This window comes from Pseudogemmobacter hezensis (genome assembly GCF_013155295.1).
GTDB classification, from domain to species: Bacteria; Pseudomonadota; Alphaproteobacteria; order Rhodobacterales; family Rhodobacteraceae; genus Pseudogemmobacter; species Pseudogemmobacter hezensis.
In genome coordinates this window covers 101,881-121,176 of sequence record NZ_JABJXT010000004.1, presented here as the reverse complement: position 1 = coordinate 121,176, position 19,296 = coordinate 101,881, and the positions used below count along the sequence as shown (strand labels likewise).

Sequence of the window (19,296 nt, the reverse complement as noted above, 5' to 3'; positions counted from 1 at the left end):
CGGGCGATCTGCTGTGGCACGGGCGGAGCTTTGATGCCCGACAGGCGGCGCAGGCGGGCGATTGTCCTGCGCCACCAGCGCCTAACTGCGCTGCGACCAAAGCTGGCCATATCGCGCCATCTCCTCATGCAAAAGGGGGCCGTGGCGGTCATACCAGTCGGGCACAGAGACAAACTCGCGGATCCGCGCCCGCCCGCCCGTGATCTCGACCACCGGCCAATTGCCGACCAGCGCATTCGGGATGCCGAACAGCTCGGCGCCCCACCACCGCGCCGGGCCAAAGACATGGGCCAGCTCTGCCCCCGATTTCAGCGCCGCCAGCACGGCCTCGGGGGCGACCGATCCGGCAGCCTCGGCGGCAGCCTTCCACAGATCCAGCACGGCGGCATATTGCCAGGAGACCGAGCTCCAGCTGCCTGGAAACCGCACCTCATATTCGGCATGAAAGCGGGCGGGATCCTGGAAATTCACCGCCCCCGAGGCCAGCGCCGGGTCGTCGAAATCGGGGAACTGAAAGATCGCGCCTTCCAGGAAATCGGGCGAGGTGCGGGCGATGATGCGGTCGTGGAAATCCAGCGTGCAGGACAGGATCTGCCCGGCAAAGCCCTGGCGATGCAGCTCTTCGCAGATCGGCAGGATGTAATCGGGGTAACAGGTGTCGAGGCAGACAATATCGGGCCTCTGGCCGCCAATTCCCGCCCCCCCGGATCCCGCCCCACCAGACCCAGCCAGCATCCGCCGCACCAGGGGCGCAAAATCACGGGTGGCGGGGTCGAACAAAAGCGGCTCATCGGTCAGGGTGATCCCGGCCGCCCGAAAAGCCGCCACATATGTAGCGATGGATGGCAGGCCGAACACATCATCCTGGGCGCAGATCACCGCGCTTTTCAGCCAGGGCCGGTTTCGCGCCAGCCAGTCAACGCCCGTGACATTGTAGATCGGATGCACCTCGGCGGGGGCGATCAGGGTCTGCGTCTCAGGGCTGAGGTCTGAGGGCATCAGCGTCGTCGCCAGCATCCCGGTTTCACTGACCACCTGGGCTGCGCCGGGCCAGCTGTCGCCGCCCAGCATCATCAGAAGGCTGACCCCCTCGCGCCGGATCAGCCGCCCGGCCCCGATCCGCGCCAGCGCCGGGTCATATTCATCATCGAAGGCGCGGATCTCAACCTGCAGGCGGCGCTGACCGATCTGCAGCCCGCCCGCCGCATTGACCCAATCCGCCCAAAGCCTGCTGCCATCCAGCCCGGGCTGTCCCCAGGCGGCAACCGGACCGCTGAGCGGCCCGAGATAGCCGATGCGCACCACATCCTCGCGGGCCCTTGCCCGCCCCGGCACCAGGCCCGCCAAAGCCGCCGCCAGCGCCGATTGCAAAAGGCGGCGGCGGGCAGCCGCAGGGCAACAAAGGGGGACGGTGGCAGGGCTGTTTCGCATGGCTTTCCTGCTGGGCAGAAGCTGGGCGGAAGCTGAGGCAGTCTCCGGTCAGGGCTGGGAATATGAGCGCCGCCTCATAACCACATGTCAATATATTTCACGGCCAGGAAAACATGCGCCGCCGGATCTGCTGCAAAACCGGGCTATTGCGGGCCAATGGCAAAGACGGGGGCGAAATCGGCGGGGGCCAGGGTCTCGGCCCCGTCATAGGCGCGGATGTTCTCGGCGGTGACGGTTACGATGTCTGGCCCGGCGGCGCGGATCTCCAGCTTGCCCTCAATGGCGCGAACGGCCATCTCGACCGCCAGCCGCCCCTGCAGCACCGGAAAATCCGAGGGCGCGGCCAGGATCCGCCCGCGCAGGATACCGCGATGCACCGCATGGGTCATGTAATCCGAGATGATGCCGATATCCTCGCGCCCGCGCGCGCGCAGAATAGAGACCGCCGCCTCGGCCATCGGCCCGGAGCCGACCAGGTAATCCAGCGCGGGCTGGCTGTCGAGCACGTCCTCGATCAGCAGCACCTGCTCTTCGCGCCCGGTGTCACCATGGCGAACCGCGACGATCCGGGCCGAGCTGTCAGCCAGCCCGGTACGAAACCCCTCTTCGACAAACCGCACCCAGCCCGCGCCCTCGGGGCCGGGAAACCAGGCGATATTGACAGGGGACGAGCCTTTCGGATGCAGCCGCGCCAGCTGGGCGGCGGCGGCGGCGCCCATATCGCGCCAGGGCACGGCAGCGCGGGCGCTGATCGCCTCGGGGGCGATGTCATTGACGGCGGCGATCACCGGGATCCGGGTGGCGATTTCGCGCAGCGTGGGCGTCATCCCGTCATAAGAGACGGTGCCGATGATCAGCGCATCCGCGCCCGCCTCGGCGCAGGCCCGGGCCTGCTGGATCTGGCGGGGCAGATTGGGATAGCCGCCCGCCTCATATAAGGTGAAACCAACGCCCAGACGCCGCGCCTCTTCGGCCATGCCGTGATTGACGCTGAGCCAGTAGGAATCCTTGAGATGCGGGTAAAGGATGCACAGCCGCCAGGGTGCCTCGGCCCGCGCCAGCGGCTGATAGGCGATGGGCTTGCCGCTATCCGCATCCGCCGCGCCCTGGTGGCCCTCCGCGCCCTGGTTGCCCGTGGTTTCGGTGGCGTGCATCTGCAGGGGCCAGGGCTCTGACGGCTGGGCCTGCAGCGCGACCGTGCTTCCCACCGTGGCCCCCACCGTGACCCCCAGGGTGATGCCTGCGACCCAGGCACTCTGGGCCAGCAGGCGCAAAAGATAGCCGCCTGGTTGCATTTTTCGGTGGCCTGACCCTTGTTCGATGCCGCATGCTTGCGGTCAGTCTGGGGAAAACCCGGCCCCGGGGGAAGAGGTTTCACGCATCATGGCCAGCGATGGCACAGGCGGCGCATCGGAAAGCGGCAAAAGGCGCGGGCTTGGCACCCGGCTTTTGCTGGCCTTTCTGGTGATCACCGGCCTGCCTGTCCTGAGCGCGCTCTTTTCCGCGCTGGAACTGGGCAGCACGATCCGCAGCCAGCGGGCCGCCAGCGAAGAGACGATCCCCGCCCTGGCCGGGGTGCGCGGCTTTACCGAGGCCAGCGCCCGGATCATGGCGCTGGCGCCGGGCCTCGCGCAGGTGCAAAGCGAGGATGCGCGGCGCGCGCGCACGGCGGCGCTTTTTGCCGAGGCCGATCTGCTGAACACCAGGCTGACGCGCTATCGCAACAGCGACGCCCAGGCGATTGCGGTGCTGGAAGACGGGGTGCGCGATCTGCGCAGCGCCATTGGCGTGCTTGATCTGGTGGTGCAGCGCCGGATCCTGGCACGGCAGACCCTGCGCCTGCATATAGACGAGGGGCTTTCTGCCGCGGCCGAGCTGGGGGGCATCGCAGACACCCTGGTCGCCAATGCCGAGGCCGGGGCCTCGGCCACGATTTCAAACCTTTACGATCTGGAAGACCCCGAGGCCCGCTTTGCCGCACTGGACAAGCTGATCGAGGTGGATCTGTTCCGGCTAAGCCTGATGTTCGAGATGCGCGCCCATGCCTCAGAGCTGGGGCTTTTGCTGAACCGGCTGGCCAATCTGCCTGACCGGGCCGGGGATGGGGCAGATGACAGAACCCAGGAGCTGGCGGCGCTGCGCGAGGCAATGGCCGAGCGGCTGTCGATCGTCTCGCGCCGGGTGCAGGGCATTACCGATCCGGTGCGGGCAAACCGGGCGCTGGCGCTTTTGACGGTGATCCGCGCAGGCGAGCCGCGCAGGCCCGGCGCGCGGGCCCGGGGGGCCCCCGACACGCTGGATGCAACGGCGGCGGTGCTGGCGCTTGAGGGGCGCATCGCTTTGGCCCAGGACAGCGTGATCCTCGCTGCCGGGCGGATCGAGCAGGGGGCGGGCGGGCTTGCGGCCTCGGTCAGTGCGCGGGCGACGGATGCGGGCGCCGGGGTGCTGGATGCGATCCGCTTTGCGCAAAACCTGCAGTCCTGGGGCGCGGCGGCGGCGCTGATCGTCTCGCTGGCGGTTTTGTGGTTCTATGTGCGCGGCAATATCACCCGCCGTCTGGATCGGCTGGCACGGTCTATGCGGCGGCTGGCGGGCGGCGACATCGGCGAAGAGATCCGCCCCGAGGGCCGGGATGAGATCGCCGGCATGGAGCAGGCCGTCAGCGTCTTTCGCGCCCAGGCCATCCATAACGCCACCCTGGAACAGGAACGCATCCGCCACCTCGATGAGCTGCACCAGCATCGCAGCGCCCTGCAAAGCCTGGTCGATGCGCAGACCGCCCAGCTGCGCGAAGAGGTCGCCGCCCATGACATCGCCCGCGAAAAGGCCGAGGCCGCCGATCACGCCAAATCCGAATTTCTGGCGATGATGAGCCATGAGATCCGCACGCCGATGAACGGCATGCAGGGGATGATCCGTTCGCTGCCGCGCGAGGGGCTAAGCGGGCAACAGCTGGATCAGTTGGCCGCGCTGGAAAAATCCGGCGAGCGGCTGATGGTGATCCTGGGCGATATCCTCGACTTCATCCGTGCCGAGCGGGGGGCAGATCAGGCGAAACAGGCCGATTTCTCGCTGTCGCGGCTGATTGGCGATGTGGAATGGCTGCTGGCCCCGGCAGCGGCGGAAAAGGGGCTGGCGCTAAGGATCATCACCCGCCCGGATGACGGCGCGGCGAGTGAACCTGCGGCGGGTGAGCGTTTTACGGGGGGTAGCGTCACGAGGGGTAGCATAACGGGGGATCGCGTCACGGGGGATCGGGGCCGCCTGCGCCAGATCCTCGTTAATCTGCTGTCGAATGCGGTGCGCTATACGGCGGCGGGTCAGGTCACGCTGGAGATCACCGCGCGCGGCCCGCATCATCTGTTTCGCGTCAGCGACACCGGCCCCGGCATCGCGCCGGACGCCCGGACCCGCATATTTGAACCCTTTGAGCGCGGCGAGGCCTCCGGCGCCCGCCAGTTCGGCGGCACGGGTCTGGGGCTGGCGATCTGCCGCCGCTTTGCCGATCAGATGGGGGCGGTGCTGGCCCTGGAAAGCAGCTCGGACAGGGGATCTGTTTTCACGCTGCGGCTGGATCTGCCGCAGGCCAGGGCCCCGGCCCCTGACGCCCCCGCCCCTCTGCCCGATCTGCCCGCCCTGTCGCTGCTGGTGGTCGAGGATCATCCGATCAACCGCATGGTGATCTCGGCCATCCTCGGCCCCGCCGGGCATCAGCTGCAGATGGCCGAAACCGGAGAGGCCGCCGTCGCACTGGCGGCGACGGGCGATTATGACGCCGTGCTGATGGATCTGAACCTGCCCGATATCCCCGGCACCGAGGCCCTGCGCCATATCCGCGCCCTGCCCGATCCGCGCCGCGCCAACGTGCCGGTGATCGGCATATCGGCCCATGTCGGCGGCCCCGAGGTTGCCAAAAGCCTGCAGGCGGGCATGGCGGTGATGCTGGAAAAGCCGGTGACGCCCCGGGCCCTGATCTCCGCGCTGGTCTCTGTGCTGGCGAGCGTCACGGGGATGGGCAAAGCGGCGGCCGCTGCGCCCGCAAGCCCAACTGTGCCCCCAAGCCCAACTGAGATCGCCAGCCTGACTGGGACCGCGCCATCCGTGCTGGGGAAGATAAGGGCCGACCTGTCGCCCGATGTGGTGACCGCGCTGGCACGGCTGTTTGTGGCAAGGCTTGACCAGGCCTTGCCACTGATTTTCGGCGCGGCAAAGGCGGGTGACGCCCGGACGCTTTCACATGAGGCCCATCAGCTGGCGGGGGCTGCGGCGAATTTCAGCCTCGCCCCCCTGACCGCCTGCCTGCAAGAAATCGAGCGTCAGGCGCGGGCGGGCGGTGATCCAGGCCCGGCGCTTGCTCGCCTGCGGGGGCTGGCCGATCAGGCGCGGGACGCGGTGCTGACGGAACTGGCGGCTGACGCGGGCCAGTAACACGGATCGCTAACACGGGTCACCAACACGCGTCACCAACACGGGCCGATGACGCCGATCCGTAACGCGGGTCATCAGCACCCCGGATCAGTCCAGCGCGGCGGTGAACAGATAGCCCTCGCCATGCGCGGTGGCCAGAATGCGCGGCTGGCGCGGGTCATCGCCCAGCTTGGCGCGCAGCCGCCTGACCAGCACATCGACGCTGCGGATATTGACGCCGCCGCGCCGCGTCGCAATCGCCGCCGCCAGGCGGTCCCGGTCCAGCACCCGCCCGGGCGAGGTGACAAAGAGGCGCAACATCTCATATTCGGCGCGGGTCAGCGGGATGGCCGCCCCATCCGGCCCGCTCAGCGCCCTGGTGGCCAGATCAAAGCCAAAGCCCTCAAAGCGCAGGCTTTTGCGTTCAAGCTGGCGCAGCGCCTGGGTGCGGCGCAACAGGTTCTTGATCCGCGCCAGCAATTCGCGCCGGTTGAAAGGCTTGCAGACGTAATCATCCGCGCCCAGCTCCAGCCCGATGATACGGTCCAGCTCATCGGTGCGGCCCGAAATCAGGATGATGCCGATCTCGGACCTGGCCCGCAGATTGCGGGTGATCTCCAGCCCGTCGCGGCCCGAAAGGTTGATATCGACCAGCAAAAGATCGGGCGGATCATGGGCCAGGATATGCTCGGCCTCTTCGGCGGTGTCGCCCTCAGAGATGCGATAGCCGAAACTGTCCAGATAGCTGGCCAGCGTTTTGCGCGTCACCGGCTCATCCTCGACGATCAGGATATGCGCGGGGCGTCCGGCTTTGGGCGGATTGGCGGACATTGGCGTTACTCGGCAGAGGGCTGCAAGCTGCGGTTGCATGATTTTGTTAACAATCTTTCACAATTTAATCCAGCCTGTTCGCCAAAAGGGGCTTACCGCGTCACAACCGCTGCCTAGCCTTTGGGCAGAGGGTGCCGCCGTCACGGGCCCCTTTCCGCAGCGGGAAAACCCGCGCGGCTCTCACAACAGGGAAATTCAGATGACCAGAACCAGCCGCCTGTCCTGGGCTGCAAGGCTTTCGCTTGCGCCGCTTTTCATTGCCGCCAGCCTTGCAGGCGCGGCGCAGGCCGAAGACTCCGCCGATCCGATCACCATTCCGATCCACAACTGGTCCAGCCAGATCGTCATGAGTCATGCCATCGGCCAGATCTTTGAAGGCCTGGGCAATTCGGTCGAATATGTCTCGACCGACAGCCAGGCGGTCTATGAGGCGATCCGCCTCGGCGATGCCACGCTTGAGGTCGAAGTCTGGGAGGGCGCCTTCGGGGCCTCTTTCACCGCGGCGCTGGAAAAGGGCGGCATTCATGAGGCCGGGAACCACAATGCCATCACCCGCGAGGACTGGTGGTATCCGCTTTGGACCAAAGAGGCCTGCCCCGGCCTGCCCGACTGGAAGGCGCTGAACGATTGCGCCGCCGTTTTCGCCACGCCGGAAACCGGCGAGAAGGGCCGCTTTCTTGGTGGCCCGGTCGACTGGCTGAAACATGACGCCGAAAAGGTCGAGGCGCTGGATATGAATTTCACCGTCGTCAACGCCGGGTCGGCCGCCGCGCTTTGGGCCGAACTGGCGGCGGCGGAAAAGGACAAAACGCCGATCGTGATCTTCAACTGGACCCCGAATTTCGCCGAGGCCGTCTGGCCCGGTGAATTCGTGGAATTCCCGAAATGGGAGGCGGGCTGCGACACCGATCCGGCGGTCGGTCTTTACCCCGACAAGGTCTATGACTGCGGCAATCCCGCCGATGGCTATCTGAAAATCGCCGCCTGGGACGGGATGCCGGAAAAATGGCCCGCCGCCTATGCGGTCTTGCAAAAGGTCAGCTTTACCAACCCGCAGATCGCGGAAATGGCGAAGCTGGTCGATATCGACGGCATGGAGCCCGAAGATGCCGCAAGCGCCTGGCTTGCCGCGAATGAGGCGGTCTGGAAACCCTGGCTGGAATAGGCCGCCTTTCCTGACCTGACCCTCTGAGGCCCGCACCCCCTCTGGCGAAACGGGTGCGGGCCGTTCCAGCCCGGAGTGCCGCATGACCCTGCCAAATACCGCCCCGCCCGCGACCGCAACCCCGCCCGTAATTTCGTGCCGCAATGTCTGGAAGGTCTTCGGCCCCCGGCCCGGGGCCGCGATTGAGCGCCTGAAAGCAGACCCCCTGGCCCGCATCGATGGCCATGTCAGCGCCGTCCATGACGTATCGCTGGACATCATGGCGGGCGAGATGCTGGTGGTGATGGGCCTGTCGGGTTCCGGCAAATCGACGCTGGTGCGCTGCCTGTCGCGGCTGAATGAGATCTCTGCCGGCGAGATTCTCGTCGAGGGGCGCAATCTGGCGCAGCTGTCCGAGGCCGAGCTGATTGACCTCAGGCGGCGCAAGATGGGCATGGTCTTCCAAAGTTTCGGCCTGCTTCCCAATCGCAACGCGCTGGAAAACGTGGCTTTTCCGCTGGAGATGCGTGGAGAGCCCCGCGCCGCCCGCATCGCCCGCGCCCGCGAGATGCTGGCGCTGGTCGGGCTGCAGGGGCGCGAGAATTACTTCCCGCGTGAGCTGTCGGGCGGCCAGCAACAGCGCATCGGCATCGCCCGCAGCCTGGCGGTGGAACCCGATATCTGGTTCCTCGACGAGCCCTTCTCGGCGCTGGACCCGCTGATCCGGCGCGAGATGCAGGATGAGTTTTTGCGCCTGAAGGGGATGCTGAAAAAGACCATCATCTTCATCACCCATGACTTTGACGAGGCTTTGCGCCTTGCCGACCGCATCGCCATCATGAAGGACGGCCGCGTCGAGCAGATCGACACCCCCGACCGCATCGTGCTGGCCCCGGCCACCGAATATGTCGCCCGCTTTACCGCCGATATAGACCGGGCACGGGTGCTGCACGCCTTTGGCCTTGGGGTGGCGCCCGATGCGGTCACGGCGGGTGCGGTGACTGAGGGCGCAGCGTTGCCAGGCGGGCAGACCCTGCGCAGCCTTGCCCGCAGCCTGGTCAATGATCGCCGCGACTGGATTCCGCTGGCCGATGACACGGGCCGGGTGACCGCGATGCTGGAACGCGCCCGCGCCCTCGACATCCTTCTTGGGGATGCGGCATGAGCATGACAGATCAGATCCGCCTGCCCAAATCCGCGCCGCGCCCGCAGATTGCGATGCTGCTGATCGGCCTTGCCGCTGTGCTGGTGCTGACACGCGCCGCCCTGCCCGAGGGGCTGATCCGCCCGCCGGACTGGCTGATCCTGCCCTTCGCCGATTGGGTCAACACAGTCTTTACCTTTCTGCGTGATGATCTGGGGCTGATGGCATTGACCCGCGCCTTTGCGGGCATGGTGGAATGGCTGCTGGATGTGACTGCGAATATTCTTTACGGCAAGAGCCGCTGGCCCAGGCTGGGGCCGCTGCCCTGGTCGGTAGTGGCGATTACTATGGCGGCGCTTGGGGCCTGGCTGGGTGGCTGGCGGCTGGCCGTGCTGGCAGGCGGCACCTTCACCTGGATCGCGGTGATGGGCCAATGGCAATGGGCGATGGAGACGCTTTCGGTGATCGCGGTCGCCGCGCCCTTTTCGATTGTAACGGGGCTTTTGTTGGGCATCGCGGCCTGGCGCTTCCGGCTGGTGGCGCGGGTGCTGGATCCGGTGCTCAACATCGCGCAAAGCCTGCCGCATTTCGCCTATATGATCCCGGTCGTGGTGTTTATCGGCGTCGGGCCGAAGGCAGGCGCGATTGTGACGATCATCTTCTCGGTGCCGCCGATGATCCGCATGACGGCGCTTGGCCTGGCCAAAGTGCCCGATGAGGTGGTCGAGGCAGGGCGGATGGGGGGGGCTACGCCCTTTCAGCTGCTGCGCAAAGTGCGGCTGCCGACCGCGCGGACAGAGATCCTGGTCGGCGTCAATCAGGTGATCATGCAATGCCTGGCGATGGTGGTGCTGGCCAGTTTCATCGGCATGCCGGGCCTTGGGCAGAAACTTTTGCAATTGTTGCAGGCGCTGAAAATCGGGCTTTCGGTCGAGATCGGCATCACGATCGTGCTGATCGCCGTGGTGCTGGACCGGCTGACCCGGGCCTGGGCGATGCGCCAGCCGCAGCACCATGCCGGGGGGCTGAGATGGTGGCAGCGCCATCCGGTGCTGCTGGCCTGGGCGCTGGCGGTGGTGCTGGCCTTTGCGCTGGCGCAGATCTTCCCGATCCTCGCGCAGGTGCCACGGCGTGAGGCGCTCAGCATCGCGGCCCCGATTGATCTGGTGATGGATCAGGTGATCCGGCTGGTCGATCCGCTGACCACCTGGCTGCGCTGGTTCCTGATTACATGGGTGCTGATTCCGCTGCGCGATGCGATCCAGTTCCTGCCCTTCAGCGCGATCTTGCTGGCGGTGGCTGCGGCGGGCTGGGCCATCGGCGGCTGGCGCTCTGCGCTGGTGGTTGGCGGCTTTATCGCGCTGATTGCGGTTTCAGGCTGGTGGGACAGGGCGATGATCACCGTCTATATGGTCGGCTTCTCGGTCTGCCTTGCGGCGCTGATCGGCTTTCCGCTGGGCATCTGGGCCGCGCGGGGCGAGGCCCGGGCGCAAAGGATGCTGCTGATCTGTGACACGCTGCAGACCTTCCCCAGCTTTATCTATCTGATCCCGGTCGTGATGCTGTTTGGCGTCAATGACGTGGCGGTGGTGATGGCGGTGGTGACCTTTGCCGCCGTGCCACTGATCCGCTACACCACGCTGGGCCTGCGCGGCGTCGCACCAGAGCTGATCGAGGCCGCGCAGATGAGCGGCGCGACCAGGCGGCAGCTGTTGTGGCAGGTGCAGCTGCCGATGGCGCTGCCGGTGATGATGGTGGGGGTGAACCAGTCGGTGATGTTCTCGCTGTTCATGGTGATCATCGCGGCCTTTATCGGCACCCAGGACCTGGGCCAGGAGCTGCAGCGCGCGCTTTCCGCCAGTGATGTGGGCAAGGGCATGGTGCTGGGGCTGGCGGTGGCCTTCCTGGGCCTGGCGGTGGATCATCTGATCCGCAGCTGGTCGCGGAACCGGGCGGCGTAGCGGCGCGGATCAGCGCCGCGCCAGCCAGACCCCACTGGCAGCAAGCCCCATTCCCGCCAGGGCCACCGGCCCCAGCCTCTCATCAAACATCGCCCAGGCGATCAGCGCGGTCGAGACCGGGGTCAGATAGAACAGCCGGGCCAGATTGACCGCGCTGCCCCGGCTGATCAGCATGTTCAGAAGCGAAATCGCCCCGATCGACAGCACCAGAACCAGCCAGGCAAGGGCGAAGATCAGATCGGCGCTCCAGTCGATCACCATATCCTCAAAGGCCAGCGCCAGCAGAGCGGTGCCGATCAGACAGGGCAGATACTGGATCACCGCCCCGCTGCGCAGATCAAAGGCCGGGCAAAAGCGCTTTTGATAAAGCGTGCCCGCCGTGATCCCCAAAAGCGCCACCACCGCAGGCAGCAGCATCATCCAGACCTGCTCTGCCGCGAAAGCGGTGATCTTCGTCTGCACCACCAGCGCCACGCCGAGGAACCCCAGGCCAAGCCCCAGCCATTGCCGGGGGCTGACCCGTTCAGCAAACAGCCAGCCCGCCAGCAGCGCGGTGATCAACGGCTGCACCCCCACCACCAGCGCCGTGACGCCCGCAGGCAGGCCGTGGTCGATGGCGATGAAAACGCCGCCCAGATAGACGCCATGGATCAAAAGGCCCGAGACCGCGATATGCCCCACGGCGCGGCGCGATCCGGGCCAGGGGGCGCGGGCCAGCACGACAACCGCCAGCATGATCACGATCACAATCGCATAGCGCAGCGCCAGAAAGGTCAGCGGCGGCGCATAGGGCAGGCCGTAACGGGCGCCGATGAACCCGGTGCTCCAGAGCAGAACAAACAACAGCGGCCAAAGCGCCGCGCCGGGCGCGGGATGGTGATCTTCGGTGTCGCGGCTGGTCACGGGTGCGCTCATCTCGGCAAGGGTTTACGCTGACATAGCGGGGCGATGCCGCCTTGTCAGTCCCTGGCCAGCGCCACCACCGGATCCAGCCGCGCCGCCGCCCTTGCGGGCAGATAGCCAAAGGCGATGCCGATCACGCTGGACGAAAGGCAGGCGATCAGGACCGCCGCCGTCGAATAGGACAGCCGGATCTCTTCCTGCAAGACACCCATCACCGCGCCGCCGCCAAGCGCCAGCGCAATCCCGATCAGCCCGCCGGTCAGGCAGACCGCCACCGCCTCCATCAGGAACTGCGCCACGATGTCAGAGCGCCGCGCCCCCACCGCCATGCGCACGCCGATTTCCCGGGTGCGCTCGGTCACAGAGGCCAGCATGATATTCATCACGCCGATGCCGCCAACGACCAGGGAGATCACCGCAATCGACGAGATCAGCATGGTCAGGGTGCGCGTGGTCGCATCCAGGCTTTCCTGCATCGCAGCCGAGCTGGTCATGAAGAAATCCTTCTTGCCATGGCGGCGGATCAGCAGCTCTTCAATCGCGGCCTCGGCCTCTGCGCGGGGGATATCATCGCGGAAGCGCACCAAAATCTCATGCGCCCAGTTCTGGCCGTTGATGCGTTTTGTAACCGTGGTATGGGGCACGAAAAAGCGCGGACTTGAGGCACCGAAGCCGTCATCGGCGATTACCCCGATCACCTCGGCGGGCATGCGGTCAAGGCGCAGGCTTTGGCCCAGCGGATTCTCACCGCCCGGGAAGAAGGTTTTCACCGCCGCCTCGTTCAAAACCACCACCTGCGCCGCCGTGGCAACCTGATGGCGGTTCAGCAGCGATCCACGCGACAGGCGCAGCCCCTCGGCGTCGAAAAACTCGGGGCCGACCCCGGTGACCGAGGCCGTCATCGACACCGCCCCCCGGCTGGCCAGCCCGCTGGAGCTGATTTCGGGCGAGACCGAAACCGCAAAGGGCGCTGCCGCAATCGCATCGGCATCGGCCGAAACCAGCGAGCGCACCGCATCCGCCCGCCGATCCCCAAAGCCGGATCCGGGCCGCACCGTCACCGTATTGGTGCCAAGCGCCGAGATCTGTTCCAGCACCTTTTCGCGTGACCCGGTGCCAAGCGCCACCACCGAGACCACCGAGGCAATGCCGATAATGATCCCCAGCATGGTCAGGAAACTGCGCATCGGATGCGCTTTCAGGGCGCTGAAGGCCATGGCCCAGGCCTCGCGCACCCGGCCCAGACGGGCGAACAGCCCATGCCCTTCCGGCGTGGCGGCGGGGGGGGCGGGTTCTGGCGGCGGGGCGCGGTTGATGGTATCGGCGATCACCTGGCCGTCGCGCATCTCGATCACCCGGCCTGCGCGGGCGGCAACCTCGCGGTCATGGGTGACGATGATGATCGTATGGCCTGCGGCGTGCAGCTCATCCAGCAGCGTAAGCAATTCCTGGCCTGAACGGCTGTCAAGCGCGCCCGTTGGCTCATCCGCCAGGATCACCTCGCCGCCGTTCATCAGCGCCCGCGCGACCGAGACCCGCTGCTGCTGCCCCCCCGACAGCGCATTCGGGCGGTGATCCAGCCGCTGCCCCAGGCCAAGGCGTTGCAAAAGATCACGCGCCCGCAGGCGACGCTCGCCCCGCCCGGCCCCGGCATAGACCGCCGGCACCTCGACATTGCTGATCGCATCCAGATCGGGAAGCAGCTGATACCGCTGGAAAATAAAGCCGAAATGCGCGCGGCGCAGACGGGCCCGGCCCGCCTCATCCAGCGCACCTACATCCTGGCCATCATAAAGATATTGCCCGCCAGAGGGGCGGTCGAGGCAGCCGATGATATTCATCAGCGTCGATTTGCCAGAACCAGAGGTGCCGATGATCGCCACCATTTCGCCGCGCCGGATGGTCAGGTCGATGCCATGCAGCACCGTCAGCTCTTCATCGCCCGAGGTGAAACGGCGGATCAGGCCGCGCAACTCGATCAGCGGCGGCTTCGGCGGGGGCGGATTGGGGGAAACGCTCATGACCAGGCCTCAGAACAGGCCCATTGCGGGGCGCGGACGCCCCGCGCCGCTGCCCGTCTGGCTGCCCATCTGGCCGCTGGTGACGATCAGATCGCCCTCGGCAAGCCCCGAGAGGACAGAGATGTCATGGGTGGTGATGATGCCGGTCTCGATCGCGCGGCGTTCCGTCGTGGCCCGGGCGGGCAGCCAGATTTCGACCGCCGCGCGGCCCTCCTGGTCGCGGATCAGCGCAGAGGCCGGGATCAAAAGCGCATCATCGGCAGAGGCCAGTTCGATCGAGACCTCAGCCGACATGCCGATCCGCAGCAGCCCTTCGGGGTTAGGAACGTCCAGCAAGGCGTTGTAATAAATCGCCTTTCCGGTATCCACCTTATCGGCGGTCGCAATCGAGGCGGGGGCGGGTTCCACCCCGCGCAAGACTGCCTCAAAACGCATATCGGGGGCCCCCGCCAGGGTAAAGCTGGCCTTCTGGCCGGGGCGGATATGGATCACATCGGCCTCTGAAATCTCGGTGGTGACAACCATCGTGTTCAGATCGGCCAGTTTGATCACCGTCGGGCTGGACTGGTTTGCGTTCAGCGTCTGCCCCTCACGCGAGACGACCGCGACCACGGTTCCGGCGGCGGGGGCGGTGATCCGCGTGCGTTCAAGCGCGATACGGGCCGATTGCACCGACAGTTCGGCCTGGTTGCGCTGCGCCTCGGCGGATTTCAGATTGGCGCGGGTGACATCCAGCTGCGCCTCCGCGGGTTCCAGGTCTTTCAGGGTGGCAAGGCCGCGCTCGCTCAGCTGGCGCTGGCGGGTCAGCGCCTTGTCGGCTTCGGAAATATTCGCCTTCAGCGCGAGTATCTGCGCCTCGATCTGCGCCAGCGAGGCCTCGGCGCGCAAAAGATCGGTCTGCTGTTCCTCGGGGTCGATCTGGGCGACCAGGTCACCCGCCGCCAGCTGCTGGCCCAGTTGCACCGGAAGCGACTGGATCTGCCCGCCGACCTGCGCCCCCACCGAGACCAGGCTTGCCGCCTCGATCACGCCCGTCGCCCGCACCGTCTGGCGGATCGCGCCTTTGCGCACCGCCACCGTTTCCGGGGCCAGCGCCTCGGCCTGACCCGATTGCGAGGCCCGCCACCCGGCCCAGGCCAGTCCCCCCGATGCCAGCAGGAAAAGGACGATCAGCAGCGAGCGGCGCATTCAGTGTCTCCGGTCGGGTTTGTGGCAAATGCCCCGGGAAATCATGCTGCTGGCGATCAGAGGGGCGGCTGGCAGGCGGGCGGTTGGGGCATTCTTTATACGTTGCGGCCGGATTTCTCCGTCGCGCCGAAGTTTAGCGTGAAACCAGAGGGATATGCCAGAGATGGATGTCGCGGCGCGGTTGCGGGGCCGCAAATTGTGGCAGGGGCGCATGATCCGCCCCTGCCGCCAGACTGTTGCAAGTCTTGCTCAGAACATGGTGTTTTGATTGGCGGCCTCGGCCGGGACGTCCTGAATCACGTCCCAATGCTCGATGATCTTGCCGTCTTCGACGCGGAAGATGTCGACAATCGCCTGGCCTGCATCGCTTTCGCCATTGGTGGAATGGACATGGATCCAGACCAAATCACCATCAGCCGCCGAACGCACGATCTTTGCCTTCGACTGCGGGTTTTCAGCAAAGAAGCCGGTGAAATAGCCGACAAAAGGCGCTTTGCCATCGGGCACATGCGGGTTGTGCTGGATATACCCTTCGGCGACCACATCGGCGGCGCTGATGTCATGGTCGTTGAAGAATTTATCGTAGAAACCGACGACCAGCTGGCGGTTGGCCTCTTCCTGGGCCAGATCACGAGTTTCCGCGAGGGCGGGAATGGCACCAAGGGCCAGGGTTGCGCCGATAGCGGCGGCTTTAAGAGCTTTGATCATCATAAACCTCAGTAACCAACAGTGAAACGGCTGCGGATATGGGCGGGGGTCTCCAGCTCATCCACAAGGGCGATGGCGTAATCTTCGAAAGAGATCGAAGAGCCGTTCGGCCCGACCAGCAGATCATCCTTGCCCAGCCGGAATTTGCCGCTGCGCGTGCCGGGAACAAACTCGGCCGAAGGCGAAAGAAAGGTCCAGTCGAGGTCGCTGACCGCTTGCAGTTTTTCCAGGAAAACGGTGCCTGCGGTCGCCTCGGGGCGGTAGGCCTCGGGGAAGTCGGGGCTGTCGATCAGCCGTTTGCCGCGTGCCAGCAGGCTGCCTGCGCCGCCGACCACCAGATAGCGTTTGACGCCCGCATCGCGCACCGCGCCGATCAGCGTGTCAGCGTCAGAAACGGTGAAATGCACCGCAGAGATCACCGCATCATGGCCCTTCAGGGCTGCCGCCAGCGCGGCGCGGTCATTGGCATCGACCTTCACAGCCGTGACGCCGGGCAGCGATGCGATCTTTTCGGGATTGCGGGCGAGGCCAGTGACCTGATGGCCCCGGTCAGACAGTTCTTTCAGAATGCGGGCCCCGGCATTGCCGGATGCGCCGATCAGCGCGATTTTTGCCATAGCTTTCACTCCATAAGGGGGATCACCGGGGACGATGGTCTGCTTTGGTGATCTGGTCTTTAACTCATACCGTATATGTGCAAGATAATTGTGACGCCGCAAGAAGGCATTTTTCGCAGACATGGTCACATCGCGCTGACCATGGATCAACAGAAGGGGCACAGAGATGGCCATAAGTTCCGCCGAAAAGCTGGGGTTTGACCCCGCCGACTGCCCGATCCGCAATGTGCTGGACCGGGTGGGCGATCAGTGGACGCTTCTGGTGCTTGAGGCGCTGGATGGCCAGGTTTTGCGCTTCAACCAGCTGTCGCGCGGCATTGCCGATATCTCAAAGCAGATGCTGTCCAGGACGCTGCGGCGGATGGAAGAGGACGGTTTCGTCACCCGCACCATCTATGCCGAGGTGCCGCCGCGCGTCGAATATGCGCTGACCGATCTGGGGCAGTCGCTTTTGGTGCCGATGAAGGCGCTGGTCGCCTGGGCCGACCAGAACCATGGTGCGATCCGCGCGGCGCGGGGCCGTTTTACGGGCTGAGCCGCGCCGCACGGGGAAAGCTCGGGAAAAACCTGGGGGAAAAAGGGGTCTTAGCCCAGCCAGAGGCGGCTGGCATTGCCGTGGAAAATCGCCTCCCGCTCGGCTTTGGTCAGATCGGCCAGCAGCGCCTGCGAGGCCGCGACCCATTCCGCCAGATCCGATTGCAGCGTGCAGACCGGGCTGTCAGAGCCCCAGACCATCCGGCCCGGGCCGAAGGCCTCCAGCACCAGATCGACCCAGGGGCGCAGGCTTTCCACGTTCCAGCCGCCAGCGGTATAGGCGGTGAGGCCGGAAAGTTTCACATGCAGATTGGGCCGCGCCGCCAGTTCCCGCATATCGCGCGCCCATGGCTCGAACGCGCCGCCCGCGATATCAGGCACCCCGCAGTGATCCAGCACAAAGACCGTATCGGGGGCCGCATCCAGCAGCGCCGCCCCGATCGGCAGCTGACGCGCCAGCAGGCACAGATCGAAAGGCAGCCCCGCCGGGCCCAGCCTGCGGATGTTTTCGCGAAACAGCCCATCCTCAGACAGCGCATCGGGCATCACATGCAAAACCCGGCGCAGCCCCCGCACCACGCGGCGGTCAAGCGCGTCAAGCCAGGCGGCAAAGCCTGCCGCCTCGGGCCGCGCGGCAGAGATCGCGCCGCGGATCAGGCTGCCCGGCTGCGCCATCAGCGCGGCAATGTAATCGGTCTCGGCACCGATCTGATCTTCGGCGACATCCACCTCCATATGCAGGGTATCGGTGATGCCGATCCGCTGCGCCGTGCTGGCATAATCGGCATATAGCCAGTCACGATCCAGCGCAGGCGCATCCGCCAGCCAGGGATAACGCAGCTTTTCGCGGTCGATCAGATGCAGATGGGTATCGAAGATCATAGGCGCCCTCCCGGCCCGTCAGCGGGCTTTGCCGCAGCTTATCCCAACCAGTTTCACGCCGACAATCTGCACGATGAATCTGGCGCCCGGATATCAGTGTTACTTGACTCGCGGATCGCTGTCACGTTTAACTATGAAAAGATGTTCTGAATATGAAATACTATGACTGCCACGGCAGTGCATGAACATCCTTAGGGAGGAGATATCATGAAGAATTACGCAGCCGGCTCTGTGCTGGCGCTGGTGGCGGGTCTGGGGTTCGCGCCGATGGCCATGGCCGAGGGCGAATTTGCAGGCGTCACCGTTGAGGCAAAGCTGATCGGCGGCCAGCAATATGAGGCGCTTTATTCCCGCATTGCAGATTGGGAAAAGGCGACCGGGGCCAAGGTCAAAATCATCAGCCAGAAGAACCATTTCGAGCTGGACAAGGAATATAAGGCCGATATCGCGGCGGGCACCACCGGCTGGTGCGTGGGGTCGAACCACTCGTCCTTTTCGTCGCAATATCCGGCGCTTTTCACCGATCTGACGCCGCTGCTGGCGGCGGATACGATTGCGGCCTTCGTGCCCTCGAATATCTCGGCGGCCACGATTGACGGCAAGCTGGCGATGCTGCCGCGCGCGCAATTCGATGTCTCGGCGCTCTATTATCAGAAGTCGCTCTATGCCGATCCGGCAAAGGCCGAGGCCTGGAAGGCCCAGACCGGCAAGGATCTGGCCCCGCCGGAAACCTGGGATGAGTTCCGCGATCAGGCGATCTTCTTCGCCGATCCGCCGAATTTCTACGGCACGCAATATGCCGGCAAGGATGAGGCGATCAACGGCCGTTTCTATGAGCTGGTCGTCGCCAATGGCGGCAAGATGTTCAACGACGACTGGACGCCCGCCTTCAACTCGCCCGAGGGCAAAGAGGCGCTGCAATGGTTCGTCGACCTTTACAAGGCAGGCGCGGTTCCCCCCGGCACCACCAACTATCTGTGGGACGATCTGGGCAATGGCTTTGCCTCTGGCACCATCGCGCTGAACCTGGACTGGCCGGGCTGGTCGGGCTTCTTCAATGATCCGGCGGCCTCGAAAGTGGCGGGCAATGTCGGCGTGGCACCTGCGCCCAAAGGCTCGGCCGGGATCCGCACCGGCTGGTCTGGCTTCCACGGGTTCTCGATCACCGAATCCTGCGCGAACAAAGAGGCCGCCGCCTCGCTGGTTGATTTCCTGACCAACGAAGACAGCCAAAAGCTGGAATCGGCCGCAGGCCCCCTGCCCTCGCGCACCGCCGTCTGGGAGTATATCATCGAGCAGGCCAAGGACGATCCCTATAAGTCCGAGGTTCTGGCCGCCTTCCAGGAAACCGCGAAAACCGCCGTTCCGGTGCCGCCGACCCCTTACTGGATCGAATCCGGCAATCTGATTTTCCCGGAACTGCAGGCCGCGATCCTGGGCGATAAGACGGTTGACCAGGCGCTGCAGGATGCCTCGGACGCCGTGGATGAGCTGATGCGCGAAAACGGCGTCTACTGATCCCGAA

At 65.5% G+C, this 19,296-nt stretch carries 15 protein-coding genes; 6 read left to right on the top strand and 9 right to left on the bottom strand.

The window, feature by feature from the left end; genetic code table 11:
* Nucleotides 1-81: 81 nt before the first annotated feature.
* Both HOY34_RS06185 and torT read right to left on the bottom strand, forming a co-directional pair.
* Nucleotides 82-1,431 (bottom strand): ABC transporter substrate-binding protein, encoded by a 1,350-nt coding sequence (locus HOY34_RS06185; protein WP_172360916.1) that lies wholly within the window; start codon nt 1,429-1,431, stop codon nt 82-84.
* 143 nt (nt 1,432-1,574) lie between these two features.
* Nucleotides 1,575-2,726 carry a TMAO reductase system periplasmic protein TorT gene (gene torT, locus HOY34_RS06180; protein WP_172360914.1) on the bottom strand — a complete coding sequence of 384 codons (1,152 nt, stop codon included), beginning with the start codon at nt 2,724-2,726 and terminating at the stop codon, nt 1,575-1,577.
* Between the two features lie 88 nt (nt 2,727-2,814).
* On the opposite strand from torT, the gene HOY34_RS06175 reads away from it, so the two are divergent.
* Nucleotides 2,815-5,859, top strand: coding sequence for an ATP-binding protein (locus HOY34_RS06175; protein ID WP_172360912.1), 3,045 nt, complete (start codon nt 2,815-2,817; stop codon nt 5,857-5,859).
* 87 nt (nt 5,860-5,946) lie between these two features.
* On the opposite strand, the gene HOY34_RS06170 is transcribed toward HOY34_RS06175, so the two are convergent.
* Nucleotides 5,947-6,669 carry a response regulator gene (locus HOY34_RS06170; RefSeq protein ID WP_172360910.1) on the bottom strand — a complete coding sequence of 241 codons (723 nt, stop codon included), beginning with the start codon at nt 6,667-6,669 and terminating at the stop codon, nt 5,947-5,949.
* A gap of 199 nt (nt 6,670-6,868) precedes the next feature.
* Here HOY34_RS06170 and HOY34_RS06165 point away from each other — a divergent pair, with 199 nt between their 5' ends.
* From HOY34_RS06165 to HOY34_RS06155, 3 genes are all read left to right on the top strand, one after another.
* The gene (locus HOY34_RS06165; protein WP_172360908.1) at nt 6,869-7,834 is read left to right on the top strand and encodes an ABC transporter substrate-binding protein; all 966 of its coding nucleotides are present in this window, start codon (nt 6,869-6,871) and stop codon (nt 7,832-7,834) included.
* A gap of 82 nt (nt 7,835-7,916) precedes the next feature.
* Nucleotides 7,917-8,978 (top strand): quaternary amine ABC transporter ATP-binding protein, encoded by a 1,062-nt coding sequence (locus tag HOY34_RS06160; protein WP_172360906.1) that lies wholly within the window; start codon nt 7,917-7,919, stop codon nt 8,976-8,978.
* A gap of 2 nt (nt 8,979-8,980) precedes the next feature.
* A complete protein-coding gene (locus tag HOY34_RS06155; RefSeq protein ID WP_172361168.1) occupies nt 8,981-10,918 on the top strand; it encodes an ABC transporter permease in 1,938 nt (645 codons plus the stop codon).
* A 9-nt stretch (nt 10,919-10,927) separates the two neighbouring features.
* Here the strand turns inward: HOY34_RS06155 and HOY34_RS06150 are convergent, their stop codons facing one another.
* The 5 genes from HOY34_RS06150 to HOY34_RS06130 form a co-directional block, all read right to left on the bottom strand.
* A complete protein-coding gene (locus tag HOY34_RS06150) occupies nt 10,928-11,821 on the bottom strand; it encodes a DMT family transporter (RefSeq protein ID WP_366926921.1) in 894 nt (297 codons plus the stop codon).
* A 56-nt stretch (nt 11,822-11,877) separates the two neighbouring features.
* A complete protein-coding gene (locus HOY34_RS06145; RefSeq protein ID WP_172360902.1) occupies nt 11,878-13,842 on the bottom strand; it encodes a MacB family efflux pump subunit in 1,965 nt (654 codons plus the stop codon).
* A gap of 9 nt (nt 13,843-13,851) precedes the next feature.
* The gene (locus HOY34_RS06140) at nt 13,852-15,030 is read right to left on the bottom strand and encodes an efflux RND transporter periplasmic adaptor subunit (protein WP_172360900.1); all 1,179 of its coding nucleotides are present in this window, start codon (nt 15,028-15,030) and stop codon (nt 13,852-13,854) included.
* 249 nt (nt 15,031-15,279) lie between these two features.
* Nucleotides 15,280-15,738, bottom strand: a complete 459-nt coding sequence (locus HOY34_RS06135) for a nuclear transport factor 2 family protein (protein WP_172360898.1) — start codon at nt 15,736-15,738, stop codon at nt 15,280-15,282.
* 8 nt (nt 15,739-15,746) lie between these two features.
* Entirely contained in the window at nt 15,747-16,355 is a 609-nt protein-coding gene (locus HOY34_RS06130) for an NAD(P)-dependent oxidoreductase (RefSeq protein WP_172360896.1), read from the bottom strand.
* A 166-nt stretch (nt 16,356-16,521) separates the two neighbouring features.
* Here HOY34_RS06130 and HOY34_RS06125 point away from each other — a divergent pair, with 166 nt between their 5' ends.
* A complete protein-coding gene (locus HOY34_RS06125) occupies nt 16,522-16,890 on the top strand; it encodes a winged helix-turn-helix transcriptional regulator (RefSeq protein ID WP_172360894.1) in 369 nt (122 codons plus the stop codon).
* 50 nt (nt 16,891-16,940) lie between these two features.
* Here the strand turns inward: HOY34_RS06125 and HOY34_RS06120 are convergent, their stop codons facing one another.
* Nucleotides 16,941-17,771, bottom strand: coding sequence for an amidohydrolase family protein (locus HOY34_RS06120; RefSeq protein ID WP_172360892.1), 831 nt, complete (start codon nt 17,769-17,771; stop codon nt 16,941-16,943).
* A 207-nt stretch (nt 17,772-17,978) separates the two neighbouring features.
* Here HOY34_RS06120 and HOY34_RS06115 point away from each other — a divergent pair, with 207 nt between their 5' ends.
* A complete protein-coding gene (locus HOY34_RS06115) occupies nt 17,979-19,289 on the top strand; it encodes an ABC transporter substrate-binding protein (protein ID WP_172360890.1) in 1,311 nt (436 codons plus the stop codon).
* Nucleotides 19,290-19,296 lie beyond the last annotated feature (7 nt).

What these genes read in the sequence shown, in the direction of transcription:
- HOY34_RS06185 (WP_172360916.1), bottom strand. Translation starts at nt 1,431, where the DNA reads ATGCGAAACAGCCCTGCCACCGTCCCCCTTTGTTGCCCTGCGGCTGCC.
- torT (WP_172360914.1), bottom strand. Translation starts at nt 2,726, where the DNA reads ATGCAACCAGGCGGCTATCTTTTGCGCCTGCTGGCCCAGAGTGCCTGG.
- HOY34_RS06175 (WP_172360912.1), top strand. Translation starts at nt 2,815, where the DNA reads ATGGCCAGCGATGGCACAGGCGGCGCATCGGAAAGCGGCAAAAGGCGC.
- HOY34_RS06170 (WP_172360910.1), bottom strand. Translation starts at nt 6,669, where the DNA reads ATGTCCGCCAATCCGCCCAAAGCCGGACGCCCCGCGCATATCCTGATC.
- HOY34_RS06165 (WP_172360908.1), top strand. Translation starts at nt 6,869, where the DNA reads ATGACCAGAACCAGCCGCCTGTCCTGGGCTGCAAGGCTTTCGCTTGCG.
- HOY34_RS06160 (WP_172360906.1), top strand. Translation starts at nt 7,917, where the DNA reads ATGACCCTGCCAAATACCGCCCCGCCCGCGACCGCAACCCCGCCCGTA.
- HOY34_RS06155 (WP_172361168.1), top strand. Translation starts at nt 8,981, where the DNA reads ATGACAGATCAGATCCGCCTGCCCAAATCCGCGCCGCGCCCGCAGATT.
- HOY34_RS06145 (WP_172360902.1), bottom strand. Translation starts at nt 13,842, where the DNA reads ATGAGCGTTTCCCCCAATCCGCCCCCGCCGAAGCCGCCGCTGATCGAG.
- HOY34_RS06140 (WP_172360900.1), bottom strand. Translation starts at nt 15,030, where the DNA reads ATGCGCCGCTCGCTGCTGATCGTCCTTTTCCTGCTGGCATCGGGGGGA.
- HOY34_RS06135 (WP_172360898.1), bottom strand. Translation starts at nt 15,738, where the DNA reads ATGATCAAAGCTCTTAAAGCCGCCGCTATCGGCGCAACCCTGGCCCTT.
- HOY34_RS06130 (WP_172360896.1), bottom strand. Translation starts at nt 16,355, where the DNA reads ATGGCAAAAATCGCGCTGATCGGCGCATCCGGCAATGCCGGGGCCCGC.
- HOY34_RS06125 (WP_172360894.1), top strand. Translation starts at nt 16,522, where the DNA reads ATGGCCATAAGTTCCGCCGAAAAGCTGGGGTTTGACCCCGCCGACTGC.
- HOY34_RS06120 (WP_172360892.1), bottom strand. Translation starts at nt 17,771, where the DNA reads ATGATCTTCGATACCCATCTGCATCTGATCGACCGCGAAAAGCTGCGT.
- HOY34_RS06115 (WP_172360890.1), top strand. Translation starts at nt 17,979, where the DNA reads ATGAAGAATTACGCAGCCGGCTCTGTGCTGGCGCTGGTGGCGGGTCTG.